The sequence below is a fragment of the Streptomyces sp. CG 926 genome (assembly GCF_003148825.1).
Classification (GTDB): Bacteria; Actinomycetota; Actinomycetes; order Streptomycetales; family Streptomycetaceae; genus Streptomyces.
On the sequence record NZ_QGGZ01000013.1, the window covers coordinates 167,785 to 185,615 of the forward strand.

Sequence of the window (17,831 nt, forward strand, 5' to 3'; positions counted from 1 at the left end):
GAACCTGTGATGTTCCTGCAAGGCTCGGGTCACGGCAACGTGGGCGGGTCGGCTGCACAGGGTGTCATACCCCAGCGGTCGACCGCCCCCAGTTCTGGCGTGAGCCGCTCGGCAGCATCGCCGTCCGCGATGGCCCCGCGGACGGCGATGCTGACCCTCCGCCCGGTGTGTCTTGCAGGCGGCTGTCAGGCCAGGGTGAGGAAGAGCTTTTCGAGTTCTTCCTCGGTCATGGGGGCCTGGGTTGCGTCTGCGTTGTTCATGCACTGGCGCATGCCGCTGGCTACGATCTTGAAGCCGGCGCGGTCGAGGGCCTTGGAGACTGCGGCGAGCTGGGTGACGACGTCCTTGCAGTCACGCCCGGCTTCGATCATGGCGATGACGCCGGCGAGCTGTCCCTGGGCGCGCCGCAGCCGGTTGAGGACCGAGCTGACCGCGTCGTCGTCGACCTTCACCGAGTACCTCCTGTGTGGTGTGCTGTCCACACCCATGGTACCCCAGGGGGTATCTACTTCGGGGGTCGGTGATCGAGGAGGGTCGCGAGTGTGGCGTCGATGTCGCCGGGCTGCGGCCGGTTGTGGGGGAGCTTGGCAAGGACGGCCGCCATGCCGCACGTCTTGGTGAGGGCGGAGAAGGCGAGGCCGCCGGCGATGGCGGCCGAGATGAGCTGGAAGGCGGGGTGGAGCAGGCCGAGCCCGAGGCCCACGAGAACGAGAACGCCGGCGGTCAGGCGGACCTGGCGTTCCATGTCCCAGGTAGCGCGGGAGGCCTGCTCGGGGTGGTGAAGGTCGTGGCCGGCGGTGGCCCACGCGCCGGTGCCCCCGGCGAGGGTGGCGGTGCGGATGCCGTGCTCGGCGAGCGTCCGGCAGGCGCTGTCGGAGCGTGCTCCGGAGGCGCAGACGACGAGGACATCGCCGCGATCGGCGGCGTGGCGGATGGCGGGAACGGCGCGTGGGATCTGGTCCAGCGGGATGTTCAGGGCGCCGGGCAGGTGACCTGCGGCGTACTCGCCGGGTGTGCGGACGTCGAGGACGGTGAGCTCGTGCAGGCGGGTGTGGGCCTGGTGGGCGCTGAGGGCGTGGGGGGTGGTCATGGCGGAGTGTCTCCTCTGGTTGTGGGGGTACGGCCTTGGGGTCGATCCGCTGTCAGTGCACCGCATCGGTGAGCATGAAGGCCGCGACGCACAGCAGCACGACGGCGAAGATCCGTTGCAACGTCGGGCCCTTGATCGCGGCGGCCAGGCGCTTTCCGTCCCAGGCGGCGAGGATCGCCGCCCCGGTGAAGGGCGCGACGACAGCCCAGTCCACGGGCGCGGCGCTGCCGGTACGGACGGTGAGCGCGGCGAGCGAGTTGACCGTGATGACGAGAAGGCTGGTCCCTACGGCCACGCGCATGCGCAGGCCCAGCACCCCTACGAGGGCCGGGACGGCGAGGAACCCGCCGCCGACACCCAGGAATCCGGTGACCGCGCCCAGCCCCGCCCCGGCTCCCGCGGCTCGTACGGGGCTGACCGGGCGGACCTCGTTCTCGTGCGTGGGGGACTTGAGCATGCGTAGTGCCGCGAGGACCGCGACGGCTGCGAACGCTGCGGTGAGCAGTTGACCGGGCAGCCGTGCCGACAGGGCGGCCGCTGCCACAGCCGGGAGGATGCCTGCGGCGGCGAACAGGGCGCCGGTTTTCCAGCGGACGTTGCCGGAGGTGGCGTGTGAGTAGAGGGAGCTGGCAGAGGTGCTGGTGACGATGATCAGTGATGCGGTGGTGGCGGCGGCCGGGGTGAAGCCGAGCAGGTAGATCAGGGCGGGGACGGCCAAGACGCTGCCGCCACCACCGAGCGCCCCGAGGGCCAGGCCCACGACGGCCCCGGCGAAGAGGGCGAGTACGAGAGCGCTCACGCTATCCGTCCGCTTTTTCCGCGTTCGTCGACGACCGGCAGGCCGGCAGCCGCCCAGGCGTTCATGCCGCCCTTGACGTCGACGGCCCCGGCTCCGCGCCCGGCCAGAAGTTCGGTGGCCTGCCGGGAGCGGTTTCCGGACCGGCAGATCACCACCAGCGGTCGGTCTTCGGCGGCGGAGGGCAGGGCGGCGCCGGTGACCAGCCTGGAGAGTGGGATGTGGATGGCGCCGGGGGCGTGTCCGGCGTTCCACTCGACCTGCTCACGTACATCGAGGAGGACGGCGTCGCCGTCGATGGTGCTCCGGCGGGCCTGGGCGGGGCTGACGCGGTCGACGCCGCGGCGGAAGAGGAACATCCGTCTTCCTTTCGGTGGTCGGGTGGCGGAAGGGAGGGGATGGCGGAGGGGGCGGGTGGCGGCGGTTCAGCTGCCGGTGGTGAGGGGCAGGCCGGCATCGGTTGCGGCGGCGAAGGAGTCGTCGACGGCGACGACGTCGCGGCCTACGGCGTCGAGCAGGGAGGCGGCGATGCCCGCGCGCATCCCGCCCGCGCAGTGCACCCAAACCGTCCCGGCCGGTACCTCGGCCAGGCGGCGGTGCAGGTGGTGGATCGGGATGTGCACGGAGCCTTCGATCCAGCCTGTGGCGCGTTCGGAGTCCCGGCGCACGTCGAGGACCACGCCCGGACCGGGGTCCTGGGCGGCGAGGTCGGCGAAGGTGGCGCGGGGGAAGGAGCGCGGGGTGTGGCCTTCGGGTATCCAGTCACCGGGGGTGCCGGTGGCGGCTGCGGCCGGGCGGTCGATGCCGACTCGGACCAGTTCGCGCTGGGCCGCGGCGAGCTGGGCGGGTGACTCGGCGAGGAGGGTGACGGGCTTGCCCGAGGGGATCATCCAGGCGAGGTAGGTGGCGATCTTGCCGTCCGCCTCGAAGTTGAAGGATCCCGCTACGTGGCCTTCGGCGAAGGCGATCCGGTTGCGCAGGTCCACCACCCACTCCCCGGCGGCCAGGCGCTCGGCGATGTCGGCCGCGGTCGCGACCGGGGGTGCGGTCAGGTCCACGGGCGAGGGGCCGGCGGAGTTGATCGGGCCCATGCGGGCGTAGTAGGCGGGCACATCCTCCAGTCCGGCCAGCAGGACGGCGACGAAGGAGTCGACGTCCTTGACCAGGGCGTCGTTGCCGGCCTTCTCCTTGCCGATGGTCGTGGCGTCGCCCTCGGACCGGGAGGAGGAGCAGAAGCTTCCGAAGCCGTGGGTGGGCAGCACCGGCGTCTCGTCCGGAAGCTCGGCGGCGAGGCGGTGGGCGGAGGCGTGCTGGGCGCGGGCCAGTTGTTCGGTCAGCCGCGGTTCGACCAGGTCGGGGCGGCCCACCGAGCCGATCAGCAGCGAACCGCCGGTGAAGACCGCTGCCACCAGCCCGTGCTCTTCCAGGACGTAGGAGGTGTGGTGCGGTGTGTGTCCGGGGGTGGCCATCGCCCGCAGGGCGACCCCCTCGTCCACGGTGATCGTGTCGCCGTCGGCCACCGGCGTGCGGGCGAAGGCCACGCGGGCTCCGGCGGGCACCAGGTAGGTAGCGCCTGTCAGGCGGGCCAGGTCCGGGCCGCCGGTCACGTAGTCGTTGTGGACGTGGGTCTCCATCACATGTGAGATGCGCACTCCCCGCACGGCGGCCGCCGCGAGGACCCGGTCGACGTCGCGGGGCGGGTCCACGACCGACGCGGTGCGGGCGCCGCCCACCAGGTAGCTGCGGTTGCCGAGACCCTCGGTCTCGATGGTGTCGATGAAGAACACGCGGTTGCTCCTTTCGGCCGGGATTTACCCCCGGGGGTATATTTCGAGCGTAGCACGGGTACCCCGGGGGGTATTTGCGCGGAGCTTCGGACACCCATGAACAGCTGCGGTGGCCCCAGCCGCTCGGACGGGATGCGGCCGCCTCCCCGCGGGCAGCACCCGGCGATGGAGGAGGAATCGCCCGTGGGAACCATCTCGGGTCTCGCAGGGACGAAGCTCCCCGGCCCCCCCCCGGGTCCGAGCCTTGCCGCGGACGGTTCGGGACCTCGAAGCAGTCGGTGACGCGCGGACTTCCCCTCATCGGCACCGGTCGATCGGCAAGAGCACTCACACGTCGCCGGGCCGCCGACTCCGTGCCGATGGTGTCGCCCCCGGCCCAGGGCGCACCCCTGGCCGCGATGCGGTCTTCACGGCACCGCACCGGAAGGCTGGGCCGACGCGCGGATGCCGAAATGGCTGTGTACGTTGGCGGCAGGGGCGTGCCTGGGTGAGGAGCCACTGGTCGTGGGGCCGGAGATCGACTTCAGGGCGTTGTTCGCCGCGACACCGAGCCCGTATTTGGTGCTGGCGCCGGATCTGGTGATCGTGGCTGTCAACGATGCGTATCTGCGGGCGACCGGCCGCAGTCGGCAGGACCTGGTGGGTCGGCATGTGTTCGAGGCGTTCCCCGACAACCCCGCCGATCCGCACGCGGACGGGGTGAGCAACCTAGGGGCGTCGCTGGGGCGGGTGCTGGCCACGGGCCAGGCTGACACCATGCCGGTGCAGAAGTACGACATTCCCGTGGTCTCGCAGCCAGGGGTGTTCGAGGAGCGGTGGTGGTCCCCGGTGAACACACCCGTGAAGGGCCCGGACGGCCGGGTGGCGTGGATCATCCACCGGGTGGAGGACGTGACCGGATTCATGCGGTCCCGCCGCTTCGACCGCCAGGACGAGGGCGGGCAGCGGACCGAACGCAAGGAGGGGATGGAGGCCGAGCTGTACGCCCGGGCGCGGGAACTGCAGCGGCTGAACGAGGAGCTGCGGGCGGCGCACGCCCGGGAGCGGGAGGTTGCCCTCACGCTGCAGGAAGCGATGCTGCACTCCCCGGACCTGGCCCGCCACACCGACGTCGCGGTGCGCTACCTGCCCGCGACCGGTTCGCTGAACGTGTGCGGCGACTGGTACGACACCGTCGACCTGACCCAGGACAGGTACACCGTCACCGTGGGCGACGTGGTCGGCCACGGTCTGGAAGCCGCCACCGTCATGGGCATGCTCCGCAGCGCCCTGTCCGCCGCCAGCCGGGCGGTCGCCGGACCGGCCCAGGCCCTGGAGGTGCTTGGTATGTACGCCCGCTCCGTCGACGGGGCACTCGCGGCGACTGCGGTCACCGTACTCGTGGACACCCGCTCCAAGCTGCTCATCTACTCCAGCGCCGGGCATCCGCCGCCGGTACTGCTGCACACGGACAGCACCTGCGAGCTGCTGGACCAGGCCACCGACCCGCCGCTGGGAGCCAGGCCCGAGCACGTTCCCCGGCCCCAGTCCGGCACGGCCTTCCACCGCGGAGATACCCTCGTGCTCTACACGGACGGGCTGATCGAACGCCGCGATGAGGACATCGACGCCGGCCTGAACCGCCTCACCACGGCCCTCGGTGACCTCCCCGGCCTGGGCCCGGAGCGGCTCGCCGACGCGCTGCTGGCGCAGCTCGGCGTCGCCGGCGGCGCCCGCGACGACATCGCCCTCGTCGTCGTACGCCTCTGACACGAACTGGCCACAGGCGAGGTCATCCGGCCGCCGGCACGCCGCGTGCCTCGGCCGGCCGGTCCCCCTCCCCTCGGGCAGGGAGTCCGGCGCAGCCATCATCGTGGCGTCCCCCACAGCGATCAGATCGCGCGGCAGCAGGACCGTGGCCTGACGCACCGGGTCGGCCCTCAGCACCTGACCTGGCAGATGATCGTGTAGGTACTGATCAGCTTGACCGTGGTTCCGGAGGCTGATGGTCGCAACAGCCATGGCCCGCACCTGGTCGCGGTCGGCCGGCCGCCGAGCGACCGCAGTCGGCGGAAGGCGTGCGTCATGGGCAGGCGGTGGTGGGATCGTCGTGGACGAGCGCGCAGACCATCTGTGCGCCGCGCCGGTGGTCGGGGTAGGCCGCGAGGAGCTCGGCCTTGAAGTCGTTCCACTGGCGGCTGATCTCGTCGGCGGCTCCGGCCGTGGCGCGCCCGAAGTTGTCGTCCGTCTGCGAGCGGGCGGATACAGCGGTGTCCTTGTTCAGCACACGGTTGTGGGGGATGCGGCCGTCGCAGTCGGCGGGTTCGACGCCGGTGGAGTCGAAGTCGGTGTAGCAGCCGGTGGCGAGGTCCGTTGGGGTACGGGCGCGGGCTTCCCGGGTCCACTCGGCGTCCTCCATCGTGCTGTAGTGGCGGATGTCCAAGAAGGGTGCGACGTCCGTACGTGCCAGCCCGGGCGGGTTGTCGACCGAGATGGGGCCGGGGGCGCGGCGGTCGGCCCAGTTGGAGTGCGAGTAGAAGTCCTCGATCGTGTGCCAGCCGCGGCCGAGCTGTTCGAGGACGGCGCATTTGGATCGGTCGGGTTTCTCGTCCCACGTGCAGGGGGAGGACAGGTCGTTCTGGTCGGGGCGCACCGTGCCGTCGGCGTCGACGAGCCCGTCGGCCGCCCGGACCGCGTTCCCGAAGCGGCCGACGGAGGCGCGGATGCAGGCGAGGAGCTCGTTGGTGGCCTCGTCCCTGGTGCGGGTGTAGTCGGGGGCGTGACGGGGGGCGAGGTAGTCGGCGTTGTCGCAGTGCAGGGGGCCGATGTCGAAGTACGGAGGGCGGTCGTCGGCGTTGATCGCCCCGTCGCGGGCGTCGGCCATCAAGGTCAGCGTGACGGGCTCCCAGGGCAGTGCGGCCCGGGTGATCTTTTCGTGGTTGTCGCCGGTGAAGGCGTTGGCCTGACCGCCCGACAGGGTGGCCAGGGCGGTCACCAGGATGGCCGCGACGGCCACCGAGGCTGCTCGGGGTGTGCCGCGTTGTCGCCCGTGCACTTCGATGGGGGACCGGGTGCATGATCGCGGCGCAGTGCGTGCGAGCACCTGCGTTCGGCTCATCGTCGGCGGGAGGACAGCCATGACTCCATGCTGCGCGCCAGGCCCGGGCCCTGCATGCGCGTTGCCGGATCTCCCGTGCCCGCAGGAGGCTCTGCGATCCGGTTCAGCACGGTGTGGTCGAAAAGCGCACTTGGAAGGCAGGCCTGCTACTGGGGAAAGCGCCGGCTGCGGCCCGGCTCGTGCACTGCGCAGCCGGGCCCCGGAAAACGATCCCGAGAAAGAACGGGATACGGAATCCGCGCCGGGAGCTGGCGGGTACGAGACGCACGCGGGCGCGGGACCACACCCGTCCTACGGGCCTTCCCGGCAAACTCCGGCCGGGTACCCCACCAGCTTCCCGCCCCGGCTGCGGCGGGGTGAGGGGCCAACAGGGCCAGACAGCCACCCGAAGGACCGACGCCCGAGGCGGATGAATCGCCCACAGTGGCAGCAGCACATGGAAGGCGGAGGTACCGCCATGACACCACTGGTGTCCGCTTGGCGCTCGGCTGGTTCTGCCGGTCGGACGGAGTCGGGGTCGCAGGGTGCGAAGACGGAGGGTGGCGGAGCGGCGCCCCTCAGCCACCGGTGATGCGCACCATCGGGCGCAGGGACCGTGCCACCTCCACGTCGAAGGGCTCGGTGCTGGGGGTGAGCATCGCGGCGGCGGCTGTGGCCACTCCCGAGGCGCAGGCGCTGACGGGATCCTCTCCGGCGGCCAGCTCCATGGTGAGGGCGGCGACCATGCTGTCTCCTGCCCCGGCATCGCTCAACGGCGTGCCGGGCAGCGGCGGCGCGTGGAGTTCGGTGTGGCCGTGGGCGGTCGAGCACAGTGCGCCCAGCGCGCCGAGGGTGGTGACGGCGATCTCGGCGGCCCCGGTGGTGAGCAGGCGTTCGTTGAGGGCTCGTGCGTCGTCGAAGCCGGTAACGGGGCGGCCGGTCAGGCTCTCGGCTTCCGTCCGGTTGCACCTGAACAGGAACACGCCCTCCGCGAGCGCTGCCCGCAGTGCGGGCCCGGACGTGTCCAGGACGAGCCGGGATCCTGCTTCTTTGGCGTGGCGTGCGACGGTCGCGAAGTAGTGGTCAGGCAGGCCGCCGGGCAGGCTGCCGCTGGCCACGACGTACGGGGAACTGCCGGCGAACCGCCCCAGAACTTCCAGGCACCGCTGTCCCTCCCCTTCGTTCAGTCGAGGGCCAGGCGGCACGATGTGGTAACTGCGGTGCGTTCCGGCCTCGAACAGCACGAGTGCCTCGCGCGTGTCGTCGCCGATGTCGACGGCGACATGGTCGATGCCCTCCTCGTCCAGCAGCCGATTGAGACGCAGGCCGACCTCGCCTCCTGCGGTATGGACGGCAGTGGCCCTCCCCCCGAACCGCGCGATGTGGCGGGCGACGTTGATGCCCCCTCCGCCGACGGCCACCGACCTCACCCGTGCACGGTTCTTACCGATACCCGCCAGATGTTCGACCTCCCAGCAGAGGTCGATGGTCGGATTCATCGTCAGCGTGACTGTCGCCGGTCCGGCCGTGTTCTCCGGACCCGACTCGACCCGGGGGGTCTCGGCGGTGACGGGGTCCGTCGACGCAGCCGCGCTCATCGCGTTGCCCCGTGGGCGCCGAGGAACGGGCACATGCGACCACAGGACGCGACCGGCACCGCCGGCCCACCGATCTGGCCCCGCGACGGCCACGTCATCGTCTTACCTCCTCGGACAGTGACACAGCTGCCCTGATTTCCATACTCGAACAGCCTGACCCCGCATGCATGCCCGACGTGCAGCCGGCCGGCGGCAAGGCCCGACGCTCAGGGTTCGGTGTGCTCCTCCAGTCGGCAATGGACGTCGACGACGCCTTCGACGGAGTGGGCGAGACGCTCGGCCATGGGGATCAGGTCGTGGTCCCTGACCTGCCCGGTGAGAGTGGCGATACCGTGGGAGACGGTGACCTCGACGGCTTCATGGGAGAGCGGGAAGAGGCGCTCGACGACGTTCTGGCGGATGTCCGCGGTGAGTTCGTCATCAGAGCGGAGGAAGACCTTGAGGAGGTCGGCCCGGCTGACGATGCCCTTGAGGGTGCCGTTCGCGTCCACGACCGGGAGGCGCTTGATGTGCCGGTCGGCCATGAGATGGGCGGCTTGGGGGAGGGTGGCGTCAGGGCGGATCGTGACCGCAGGGGTGGTCATGAGGTTCTCGGCGCGGGTGGACCCTGCCTTGGCGGTGTCGCCGAGACGACGCATTTGCTCGATCAGGCCTGGACCGTGGTCGTGGAACTCCTCCTTGGGCAGGAGGTCGGCTTCCGAGACCACACCGACGACGCGGCCCTCCCCTTCGACGACGGGGAGGGCTGTCACCTTCCACCGCTCGATGGCGGCGGCGATGTCCTTGAAGCCGGTGTCCGGGGTGACGGCGACGACCTGAGTGGTCATGACGTCGGCGACGGTGTACGGGGTGGAGGTCATGAGGGAGTCCTCAGCGTGCGTGGGCGAGCGGGGCTCCGCTTGCCGTACGGGGCGAAAAGGTCGAGGAGTCGGGTGCGGGCGGAATCGTGCCGGTCGGCGATGACCGCGGCCACCGTTGTGGAGACGGCCCAGTGGCCTCGAATTCGAGGGCGCGTGCGTCCCGGAGGCGGTGGTTCCGAGGTGCCAGGTGTAGTCAGGGCGGGTGCCGGCTTGTGATGTCACCTGGTGGGCACGGGCGAGCGGGGCTTCGCGAGCTTCCGGAGCCGGTGCGTCGGGGACGCTGTGCATCGTGCTCATGGGGTGCCTCTCTTCCACCGGTGTCTCCACCTTCCCCGACCGCTCTCGTGAGCGGGAGGACCGTCCGGTGCAGGCCGCAGGGCCGACCGGCCCGGGTCAGCGGACCAGAACGGCCTCGCCCGACCTGGGGACGACCGCGGTCCAGCCCAGCTCGTCCGAGATCCGGTCTCGGAGGGTTTCGGCAGCGGTCTCCTCGCCGTGGACGAGGTAGGTGGTGTGCGGGGCCGGGGCGGCGCCCAGCCAGTCCAGAATCTGGTCCGCGTCGGCGTGTGCGGAGAAGTGCGGTACATCGGCCACCTCGGCGCGTACGGGTACGTACTCGCCGAACATCTTCAGGTTCCGCGCGCCGTCCACGAGGTCGCGGGATCGGGTTCCCGCTGCCGCGAACCCCACGATGACGACCGCGTTGCGCGGATCGGGCAGAATCCGGTGCAGGTGGTGGAGGACACGGCCACCGGTGGCCATGCCTGCGGACGAGACGATGATCGCCGGGCCCGCGGTGTTGTTGATGTCGATGGACTCCTGGACGGTGCGGGCGGCCAGGAATGGATCCGGGCTGATCACGGCCTCGCCGACGGCGAGGACCTCGGGGCGCAGTTCGGGGGAGTGCGACCGTATGGCGTCGCGGTAGACGTCGAGGGCGGCCAGGGCCATGGGGCTGTCGACGTAGACGGGTACGTGGCGAGGCAGGCTGCCGTCGCCGCGCATTGTCGCGAGTTCGTGCAGGACGACCTCGGTGCGGTCGATCGCGAACGCGGGGATGACGACCGTGCCACCGCGGGACAGTGTTCGGGTGATCACCGAGGCGAATTCGCGCTGTGCGCTCTCGTGGTCGTGGCGGCGGTTGCCGTAGGTGGATTCCACGAGCAGGACGTCGGCGCCGGTGAAGGGCTCGGGTGGCAGCAGGAGCGGGTGGCCGGGGCGGCCCAGATCGCCGCTGACAACGAGAGTGTGGCCGTCTTCCAGGGTCAGCCGGACCCAGGCGGAGCCGAGGATGTGGCCGCCGTGGTGCAGCCTGAGACCGGTGCCTGCCATGATCTCGATGTCGCTGCCCACGGGCACGGGGTCGAAGAACGACACCGTGTGGTCGACGTCGTCATCGTCGTAGAGCGGCTTGGCGGGTCGGTGCTTGGACCATCCGTGCCGGTTGGCGTGCTCGGCGGCCTCCATCTGGAGGCGGGCACTGTCTCGCAGGACGATCTCGGCGAGTCGGGCGGTGGCCGCGCCGGCCAGGATCGGGCCGCGGAATCCGTGCCGGACCAGACGTGGCAGGTAGCCGCAGTGATCCAGGTGGGCGTGGGTGATGACGACCGCATGGATGTCGCGGGCGTCGCAGGGCAGCTTGTCCCAGTTGCGACGGCGCAGGTCCGCGACACCCTGGAAGAGCCCGCAGTCGACGAGAATCCGGGCGTGGTCGCTCTCCACGAGGAACTTGCTCCCCGTGACGGTGCGCACGCCGCCGAGGAACCGGAGCAGGGCCGGGCGGGAGGCGGCGGACGGGGCCGGCTGGGACATGGCAACAGCCCTCCTTCCGGGACGGACGCCGGCCTCCACCGTCTCACTCTCCCGACCCGGTGGGAGGGACCCGACCGGTCCCCGGTAAGGGCCGACCGGCCCAAGCGCAGCCGACGGACGCGGGCACAGCCTGACGGTGACCCCTTCCGCACCACGCAGAGAGAAGGCCGGACGATGAAGGCACTCGTCTTCCACGGGCCCGGACAGACCAGCTGGCAGGACGTGCCCGATCCCTCGATCCAGGACGCCACCGACGCGATCGTACGAGTCGACGCCGTGACGATTTGTGGCACCGACCTGCACATCATCAAAGGTGACGTCCCCGAAGTGACGCCCGGCCGGATCCTGGGCCACGAAGCCGTGGGCACCGTGGTCGAGACCGGAGGCGACGTGCGCACCGTCCGCCCCGGTGACCGGGTCCTGATCTCCTGCATCTCCGCCTGCGGCCGCTGCCGCTTCTGCCGGGAAGCCCGCTACGGCCAATGCCGCGGGGGTGGCGGCTGGGTGCTCGGGCACCTCATCGACGGCACCCAGGCCGAGTACGTACGCGTTCCCTTCGCCGACCTGTCCGTCCATCCGCTGCCCAGCGCATTGGCGAGCCACGAGGCGGTCCTGCTCGCCGACATCTTCCCCACTTCGTACGAGGTGGGAGTCCTCAACGGCAACGTGCGCCCGGGCGACACGGTCGTCGTGGTCGGCGCCGGCCCCATCGGTCTGGCCGCCATCGCCACCGCAGGGCTCTACAGCCCCAGCCGGATCATCGCGGTCGACCTCGCGGCCTCCCGTCTCGCGGCAGCCCGCGACCTCGGCGCCGACGCCACGGCCGGCGCGCGGGAGCAGCCCGAACGACTGGTGGAGGACCTGACCGACGGGCTCGGCGCAGATGTGGCCATCGAGGCCGTGGGTGTGCCGGAGGCGTTCGAGATGTGCACGCGCATGGTCCGGCCGGGCGGCCGGGTGGCCAACATCGGCGTCCACGGCAAGCCGGCCGTACTCCACCTCGAAGACCTGTGGATCAAGGACGTCACCATCACCACCGGCCTCGTCGACACCCACTCCACCCCGATGCTGCTGCGCATGATGGCCGCCGGCCGGCTGCCGGGCGCCGCCATGGTCACCCACCGCTTCGAACTGGACCAGATGGAAGAGGCATACGACGTCTTCTCCCGCGCCGGCGACACCGGCGCTCTCAAGGTCGTGCTCGGCGGACCGCAGCACGACACGGTCGCCGTGCCGTCCCCAGGGACGTGATCAGCATGAACAGCATCCATCGCACCAAGCCGCAGCCGTCCGGCGGGACGGCCGGGCGGACCGACCTGGGCCGCCGTCTCGCCGCCCGTCGCGAGGCCCTCGGACTCACGCGGGAGGACCTGGGCCGACGGTGCGGAGCAGACGGTCATTACATCGCCTATCTGGAGGAGCACGCGGCTGCTCCAGCCATCGGAACCCTGGTACGCCTGGCCGATGTACTCGGCGTCACCGTCGACGACCTCACAGGAGCGAGCACCGGCCGAGTCCGAGGGCGCTCCAGCGCCCGTCTCGACACCGCGCTGACGCCCCTGGACGCGGACGAATGCCGGACGCTGCTGGGCACCCACGGTGTGGGACGCATCGCCGTGTTCACTCCCGAAGGCCCGGCCATCCTCCCGGTGAACTACGTGACCGCAGGATCTGACATCGCGTTCCGTACCGCAGCGGAAGCCCTCGCGGCCAGAGCCGCAGGCACAGAGGTCGCCTTCGAGATCGACAACATCGACGACGTCACGGCCGGCGGCTGGAGCGTGCTTGCCGTCGGTGAACTGGAAGCCGTCACGAACACGGACGAGGTCCAGCACCTGACGGCGACGGCCCGGTCCCAGCCGTGGGCCGGCGGCCCGCGTACCCATTGGATGAAACTCACCCCGCTCCGGCTCACCGGGCGTCGCGTGTCCCACGCGTCATGAGCGAAGTGGGCGCGGTCGTCTTCGACACCGACGGCGTACTCCTCGCCACGGCCGAGCGCCACGCTGCCGCATGGAAGGAGGCCTTCGACGGCTGTCTCGCCGACTGGGCCGTGCGCACCGGCGCGAGGCCACGCGTGTTCGACACCGTCCGCGACTATCGCGATCTGGTGGACGGCCGGTCCCGGATCGACGGCGCGAAGGCCTTCCTCACCGCACGCCGTATCGATCTGCCCGTCGGAACGCCCGAGGATCCACCTGGGTGCGGCACCGCGCACGCCGTCGCTGCTCGCAAGGAGCGGATCTTCGCCGAAATGCTGCGGGCCGAGGACGCCACGGTTTTCGACGACGTCCGGCCCGCGCTCCTACGGTTGCGCGAGATGCAGGTTCGGTGCGCCGCAGTTTCTGCCTCGCGACATGCTCGTTCGCTTCTTCGAGCCGCGAACCTCCTGGTTCTGTTCGAGGCCGTGGTGGACGGCCGCGACGCGGACACGCTCGCTCTGCCGGGCAAGCCCGCCCCCGACCTCTTCCTCGCGGCGACCGAACGGCTGGGAACCGGTCCGGACCGTACGGCCGTGGTGGAGGACGCGGTCGTCGGCGTCGAGGCTGGACGGCGCGGCCGCTTCCGGTTGGTCGTAGGGCTGGACCGCGACGCGGTGCCCCAAGTGGCTGACGCCCTGCGCGCGCACGGAGCTCACGCCGTTCTTCCCGACCTCGGCCCACTGCCCGCGTTGCTCGCCGCTCTCGAAAGCAGCAGACCGTGAACACGCTGTGGCGCTGGGAGTACCCTCGCTACGACCCCAAGAGCGAGCGGCTGGTCGAGGCCATGTGCACCTTGGGCAACGGCCGGTTCGCGACCCGAGGCGCGGCCCCCGAAACCGTGGCCGACGACATCCACTACCCGGCGACCTACCTGGCCGGCTGCTACGACCGTCTCACCTCCACGGTCGCCGGACGCGCCGTCTCCAACGAGGACATGGTCCGGCTGCCGGACTGGACCGCCCTGCGCTACCGCTGCCTCCCCGACGGCGCCCAGCCCGGAGCATGGCTCACCCCGGACCATCCCACCCAGCGGCACCACAGAGTCTCGCTCGACCTGCGCACCGGGACGCTCACCCGCCGCATGCTGTTCCATGACTCCGACGGCCGCCGACTGGGCGTCACGCACACTCGCCTGGTCCACATGGCCGATCCCCACCTGGCCGCCCAGCGCACGGTGCTCCGTGCGTACGGCTGGAAGGGCCGGATCGAGATCGCCTCCGTGCTCGACGGCGACGTGGTCAATGCGGGCGTGGACCGCTACCGCGACCTCGCGGGACGCCATCTCATCAACCACCGGGCCGGGGTGGAGGCCGAAGGCACGGCCTGGTTGTCCTGCACGACATCGACCTCGCACATCCGCATCGGCCTCGCGATACGAACCTCGGCCCTCTCTCTGGCGCCGGTCAGCAGTGCGTGCACCGACACCACCAGCACGCAGACCTCCGTCCTGCCGATCAAGCCGGGCAGGCCGGTCGTGTTCGTCAAGACCGCCGCCCTGTTCAGCTCCCTCGACCGTCCGGTCGCCGATCCCCTGGACCGGAGTATCAGGTACGCGGCAAACGCCCCGGATTTTTCGTCCCTGTGTGCCTCCCACCGAGCCGCCTGGCAACGGTTGTGGAGCGAAGGTGAATTGAGGGTGGCGGGCGAACCCGGCCGGATCCTGAGGCTGCACGCCTTCCACGTCCTGCAGACCCTCTCACCGCACACCGCCGAGCTCGACGCCGGCGTGCCCGCCAGAGGCCTGCACGGAGAGGCGTATCGGGGCCACGTCTTCTGGGACGAGCTGTTCGTGCTGCCCTACCTCTCCCTGCACTTCCCGGAAACCGCGCGTGCTCTGCTGATGTACCGGCACCGGCGGCTGCCCGCCGCTCGGGAAGCGGGGCGCCTGGCAGGCACCGGGGGCGCGATGTTCCCCTGGCAGAGTGGCAGTTCGGGCGCCGAGGAGACACAGCGGCTGCACCTGAATCCGCGGTCCGGTCGTTGGCTGCCCGACCACTCCCACCTCCAACACCACGTGAACTCGGCCATCGCCTGGAACGTATGGCAGTACGGCCTGGCCACCGGTGATGCCGGCTTCATGCACGGCCCCGGCGCCGAACTCCTCCTGCACATAGCCCGGTTCTGGTCCAGCGCCGCTACCTGGGACGCGGGCCTGGGCCGCTACCGGATCCGCGGGGTCGTCGGGCCGGACGAATATCACGACGCCTACCCGGGAGCCACCGCTCCTGGCATCGACGACAACGCGTACACCAACGTCGCGGCAGCCTGGGTACTTGCCCGCGCCCTCGACCTGTACGGGGACCTTTCAGCCGCTCGGCGTGCCGACCTCCTTGCGCAGCTCGACCTCGGGGCGAACGATCTCGGCGGCTGGGCGGACATCTCGCACCGGATCTACGTCCCCTTCCACGACGACGTCATCAGCCAGTTCCACGGCTACGGCGACCTCGTCGAGCTCGACTGGAACGAGTACCGCGCCCGCTACCACGACATCCGCCGCCTGGACCGCATCCTGGAGGCCGAAGGGGACACCCCCAACCTGTACCAGGCGTCCAAGCAGGCCGACACCCTCATGCTCGGGTACCTCTTCCGGCCCGCTGAGCTGACCCGACTGTTCGCGCGACTGGGATACGCATTCGACGACCGACTCTGGGCGAGGACGGTGGCGTACTACCTGGACCGGACGTGCCACGGTTCGACGCTCAGCAGCCTCGTCCACGGCTGGGTGCTCGCCCGACAGCACGGGGCCCAAGCCTGGCGCTACTGCCAGGAGGCACTCCTGAACGACATCACCGACGTCCAGGGCGGCACCACCGGCGAAGGTATCCATCTAGGTGCCATGGCAGGCACCCTCGACCTGGTGGAACGCGGCGTCGTGGGACTCGATCCCGGAACCGACGGCCTGCACGTCGACCCGGTACCACTCACCGAGATTCCCGGATCCGCGTTCTCCGTGTGCTACCTCGGGCACCGGAACCTCCGCATTTCGTTCCGACCGGGCCGGTTCGGCATCAGTGCTCCGCCGTCGCTCTGCGGCCCACTGCCCCTGGTGTTGCCGGGCGACCGGCACGTGCATGTCGCTCCGGGCCAGGAACGGTGGTTCCGTACGACCGGACCCCGACCACCGTCCGATCCCGTCTGAGCAGCACAAACGCCTCGGTCACGGTCTTCTCGCGTGGCGGTGAACACCCGCCGCGCACACGCTGTAGGTAGATGCTCGAAAGGGGTGAAGCGCATGGACACGCAGCAAGGGGCTCCGCGCATCGTGGTGGGAGTCGACGGGTCGCCTTCTTCCCGGGCCGCGCTGCGCTGGGCGGTCCGCTACGCGGGCCTCGTGGCCGGCCGGGTGGAGGCGGTGACGGCTTGGGAGATTCCCGGCGAAGCCTCGTGGTCGGCCCCCGCGGTGGACGCCACGTTCGACGAGGAGGACGCAGAGCGCCTGCTTGTCGAGGAAGTCAGTAGCGTGCTCGGCGATGACGGGGCGTCGCTGGTGCACGAGCGCCTGGTACACGGCCACCCCGTCGAGGTGCTCGTGGACACCGCCGAGGGCGCCGACATGCTGGTGGTCGGCAGCCGCGGGCGGGGTGGTTTCCGAAGGGCCATGCTCGGCTCGGTGAGCCAGCAGGTGGCGTTGCACGCGCCCTGCCCGGTGACCATCGTTCGGCCGGACGTGCCGGTCGACTGAGTCACGACCGCAGCGTTTCGACGCTTCGCTCCCGAGAGCCGGGCGATGCTTCTCTCACCTGCTCTTCGGGGTTCCAGTAGGGGGCGCGTGACCAGGGCGAACGAGTTCATGCGCGGGTGCCGGACACCATTCGAGGACGCGAACGTCCTCCGGGCCGACCGGCACCCGACCGACCGGACCACTCGGCCCTGGGAAGGTGGCCCCCTCGGCCCTGCGAAAGGCGGGGTGCGCGGAGTGATCGTGGAACCCGGACGCCAGGGCGGCGCCGCTCACCCGAGAGGTGACCACGATGCAGCGCATACAGATCCGACCCCGGCCGAAGCAGCCGCAGAGGCCCGCGCCCTTGGACCTGCGCACGCCGTCGGGCCGTCCCCTGCCGTACTGACATCTGCCGGCCGCTGCCTCGGGGAACGTCATGGAACCCAAGCGACGCGTCATTTCGCGTCGGCATCGACTCCCTCTCCGTGGCACCCGACAGCTTCGCCGCCGTCAAGCACCACGTCGCCGCCGCCGAGGAGCGGCGATACGGGGAGGGCCGAATGGTCCCCGTCGGGAACCGTCCGACTCAAGCGGAGCCGCAGTCGGCCGCGTGACAGTGGCATCAGCCCCTACGGATGAGCCAAGGAAGTCCGCCATGACCACCAAGAAAGTCCTGGTCGCGTACGGCACCAAGCACGGAGCCACCGCAGGCATCGCCGAACAGATCGGCAACACCCTTCGTGAGGACGGCCTCGACGCGGTGGTTCTGCCGGCCGACCACATCGACGACGTTCGAGGCTACGACGCGGTAGTCCTCGGCGGTGCCGTCTACGCCGGACGTTGGAGCAGCAAGGCCCGGCGCTGTGCCGAACGCAACGCCGACTCGCTGCGGCACCGTCCCGTCTGGCTTTTCAGCAGCGGCCCGCTCGACCGCTCCGCCGAGGAGCACGACATTCCCCCCACCCCAGCTGTGGCCCGGCAGATGCAACTCATCGGCGCCCGTGAGCACCAGACGTTCGGAGGCAGTGTCACAGCCCGAACCTCAGGTCTTGTCGCCCGCTCGATACTCCGGCAGGGCAAGGGAGGGGACTACCGCAACCCCGAACGCATCCGGACCTGGGCGCACCACATCAGCGCCGAGCTGGCCGCTGCCTGAACGCGACGAGCGG

16 protein-coding genes are annotated in these 17,831 nt (G+C 70.6%); 7 read left to right on the top strand and 9 right to left on the bottom strand.

What is annotated here, in order from left to right; translation table 11 throughout:
- Window positions 1–185 precede the first annotated feature (185 nt).
- From BCL76_RS30995 to BCL76_RS31015, 5 genes are all read right to left on the bottom strand, one after another.
- Window positions 186–452: a metal-sensitive transcriptional regulator gene (locus tag BCL76_RS30995; RefSeq protein WP_109782668.1), complete on the bottom strand. Its 267-nt coding sequence runs from the start codon at window positions 450–452 to the stop codon at window positions 186–188.
- Window positions 453–505: 53 nt separating this feature from the next.
- Window positions 506–1,090 (bottom strand): rhodanese-like domain-containing protein, encoded by a 585-nt coding sequence (locus BCL76_RS31000; RefSeq protein WP_109782669.1) that lies wholly within the window; start codon window positions 1,088–1,090, stop codon window positions 506–508.
- A 52-nt stretch (window positions 1,091–1,142) separates the two neighbouring features.
- Window positions 1,143–1,889 (bottom strand): sulfite exporter TauE/SafE family protein, encoded by a 747-nt coding sequence (locus BCL76_RS31005; protein ID WP_109782670.1) that lies wholly within the window; start codon window positions 1,887–1,889, stop codon window positions 1,143–1,145.
- Window positions 1,886–2,245 (bottom strand): rhodanese-like domain-containing protein, encoded by a 360-nt coding sequence (locus tag BCL76_RS31010; protein ID WP_109782671.1) that lies wholly within the window; start codon window positions 2,243–2,245, stop codon window positions 1,886–1,888. The genes BCL76_RS31005 and BCL76_RS31010 overlap by 4 nt, the downstream gene beginning before the upstream one ends.
- A 66-nt stretch (window positions 2,246–2,311) precedes the next feature.
- The gene (locus tag BCL76_RS31015) at window positions 2,312–3,673 is read right to left on the bottom strand and encodes an MBL fold metallo-hydrolase (RefSeq protein WP_109782672.1); all 1,362 of its coding nucleotides are present in this window, start codon (window positions 3,671–3,673) and stop codon (window positions 2,312–2,314) included.
- A gap of 504 nt (window positions 3,674–4,177) precedes the next feature.
- Here BCL76_RS31015 and BCL76_RS31020 point away from each other — a divergent pair.
- Window positions 4,178–5,422: a PP2C family protein-serine/threonine phosphatase gene (locus BCL76_RS31020; RefSeq protein WP_109782673.1), complete on the top strand. Its 1,245-nt coding sequence runs from the start codon at window positions 4,178–4,180 to the stop codon at window positions 5,420–5,422.
- Window positions 5,423–5,735: 313 nt separating this feature from the next.
- Here BCL76_RS31020 and BCL76_RS31025 read toward each other — a convergent pair whose 3' ends face one another.
- From BCL76_RS31025 to BCL76_RS31040, 4 genes are all read right to left on the bottom strand, one after another.
- On the bottom strand, window positions 5,736–6,668 hold the full coding sequence (locus tag BCL76_RS31025; RefSeq protein ID WP_109782674.1) for a hypothetical protein: 933 nt from the start codon (window positions 6,666–6,668) through the stop codon (window positions 5,736–5,738).
- Between the two features lie 659 nt (window positions 6,669–7,327).
- Window positions 7,328–8,347, bottom strand: a complete 1,020-nt coding sequence (locus BCL76_RS31030) for a 1-phosphofructokinase family hexose kinase (RefSeq protein ID WP_109782675.1) — start codon at window positions 8,345–8,347, stop codon at window positions 7,328–7,330.
- A 206-nt stretch (window positions 8,348–8,553) separates the two neighbouring features.
- Complete coding sequence (locus tag BCL76_RS31035; RefSeq protein ID WP_109782676.1) at window positions 8,554–9,207, bottom strand: CBS domain-containing protein; 654 nt, start codon at window positions 9,205–9,207, stop codon at window positions 8,554–8,556.
- 393 nt (window positions 9,208–9,600) lie between these two features.
- Window positions 9,601–11,019 carry an MBL fold metallo-hydrolase RNA specificity domain-containing protein gene (locus BCL76_RS31040; protein WP_109782677.1) on the bottom strand — a complete coding sequence of 473 codons (1,419 nt, stop codon included), beginning with the start codon at window positions 11,017–11,019 and terminating at the stop codon, window positions 9,601–9,603.
- A gap of 174 nt (window positions 11,020–11,193) precedes the next feature.
- On the opposite strand from BCL76_RS31040, the gene BCL76_RS31045 reads away from it, so the two are divergent.
- From BCL76_RS31045 to BCL76_RS31070, 6 genes are all read left to right on the top strand, one after another.
- Window positions 11,194–12,270, top strand: coding sequence for a zinc-dependent alcohol dehydrogenase family protein (locus tag BCL76_RS31045; protein ID WP_109782678.1), 1,077 nt, complete (start codon window positions 11,194–11,196; stop codon window positions 12,268–12,270).
- Between the two features lie 5 nt (window positions 12,271–12,275).
- Entirely contained in the window at window positions 12,276–12,962 is a 687-nt protein-coding gene (locus tag BCL76_RS31050) for a helix-turn-helix domain-containing protein (RefSeq protein WP_109782747.1), read from the top strand.
- Window positions 12,959–13,723, top strand: coding sequence for an HAD family hydrolase (locus tag BCL76_RS31055; protein ID WP_109782679.1), 765 nt, complete (start codon window positions 12,959–12,961; stop codon window positions 13,721–13,723). Before BCL76_RS31050 ends, BCL76_RS31055 begins: the two co-directional genes overlap by 4 nt.
- Complete coding sequence (locus BCL76_RS31060) at window positions 13,720–16,140, top strand: glycoside hydrolase family 65 protein (RefSeq protein WP_109782680.1); 2,421 nt, start codon at window positions 13,720–13,722, stop codon at window positions 16,138–16,140. The genes BCL76_RS31055 and BCL76_RS31060 overlap by 4 nt, the downstream gene beginning before the upstream one ends.
- Window positions 16,141–16,233: 93 nt before the next feature.
- On the top strand, window positions 16,234–16,683 hold the full coding sequence (locus tag BCL76_RS31065; RefSeq protein WP_181382797.1) for a universal stress protein: 450 nt from the start codon (window positions 16,234–16,236) through the stop codon (window positions 16,681–16,683).
- A 634-nt stretch (window positions 16,684–17,317) separates the two neighbouring features.
- The gene (locus tag BCL76_RS31070) at window positions 17,318–17,818 is read left to right on the top strand and encodes a flavodoxin domain-containing protein (RefSeq protein WP_109782681.1); all 501 of its coding nucleotides are present in this window, start codon (window positions 17,318–17,320) and stop codon (window positions 17,816–17,818) included.
- Window positions 17,819–17,831: the final 13 nt, after the last annotated feature.

Bases quoted from the DNA above. Each gene is read 5' to 3' on its own strand.
- BCL76_RS31045 (WP_109782678.1), top strand. From the start codon at position 11,194: ATGAAGGCACTCGTCTTCCACGGGCCCGGACAGACCAGCTGGCAGGAC.
- BCL76_RS31010 (WP_109782671.1), bottom strand. From the start codon at position 2,245: ATGTTCCTCTTCCGCCGCGGCGTCGACCGCGTCAGCCCCGCCCAGGCC.
- BCL76_RS31040 (WP_109782677.1), bottom strand. From the start codon at position 11,019: ATGTCCCAGCCGGCCCCGTCCGCCGCCTCCCGCCCGGCCCTGCTCCGG.
- BCL76_RS31050 (WP_109782747.1), top strand. From the start codon at position 12,276: ATGAACAGCATCCATCGCACCAAGCCGCAGCCGTCCGGCGGGACGGCC.
- BCL76_RS31035 (WP_109782676.1), bottom strand. From the start codon at position 9,207: ATGACCTCCACCCCGTACACCGTCGCCGACGTCATGACCACTCAGGTC.
- BCL76_RS31030 (WP_109782675.1), bottom strand. From the start codon at position 8,347: ATGAGCGCGGCTGCGTCGACGGACCCCGTCACCGCCGAGACCCCCCGG.
- BCL76_RS31070 (WP_109782681.1), top strand. From the start codon at position 17,318: ATGACCACCAAGAAAGTCCTGGTCGCGTACGGCACCAAGCACGGAGCC.
- BCL76_RS31055 (WP_109782679.1), top strand. From the start codon at position 12,959: ATGAGCGAAGTGGGCGCGGTCGTCTTCGACACCGACGGCGTACTCCTC.
- BCL76_RS31000 (WP_109782669.1), bottom strand. From the start codon at position 1,090: ATGACCACCCCCCACGCCCTCAGCGCCCACCAGGCCCACACCCGCCTG.
- BCL76_RS31065 (WP_181382797.1), top strand. From the start codon at position 16,234: ATGGACACGCAGCAAGGGGCTCCGCGCATCGTGGTGGGAGTCGACGGG.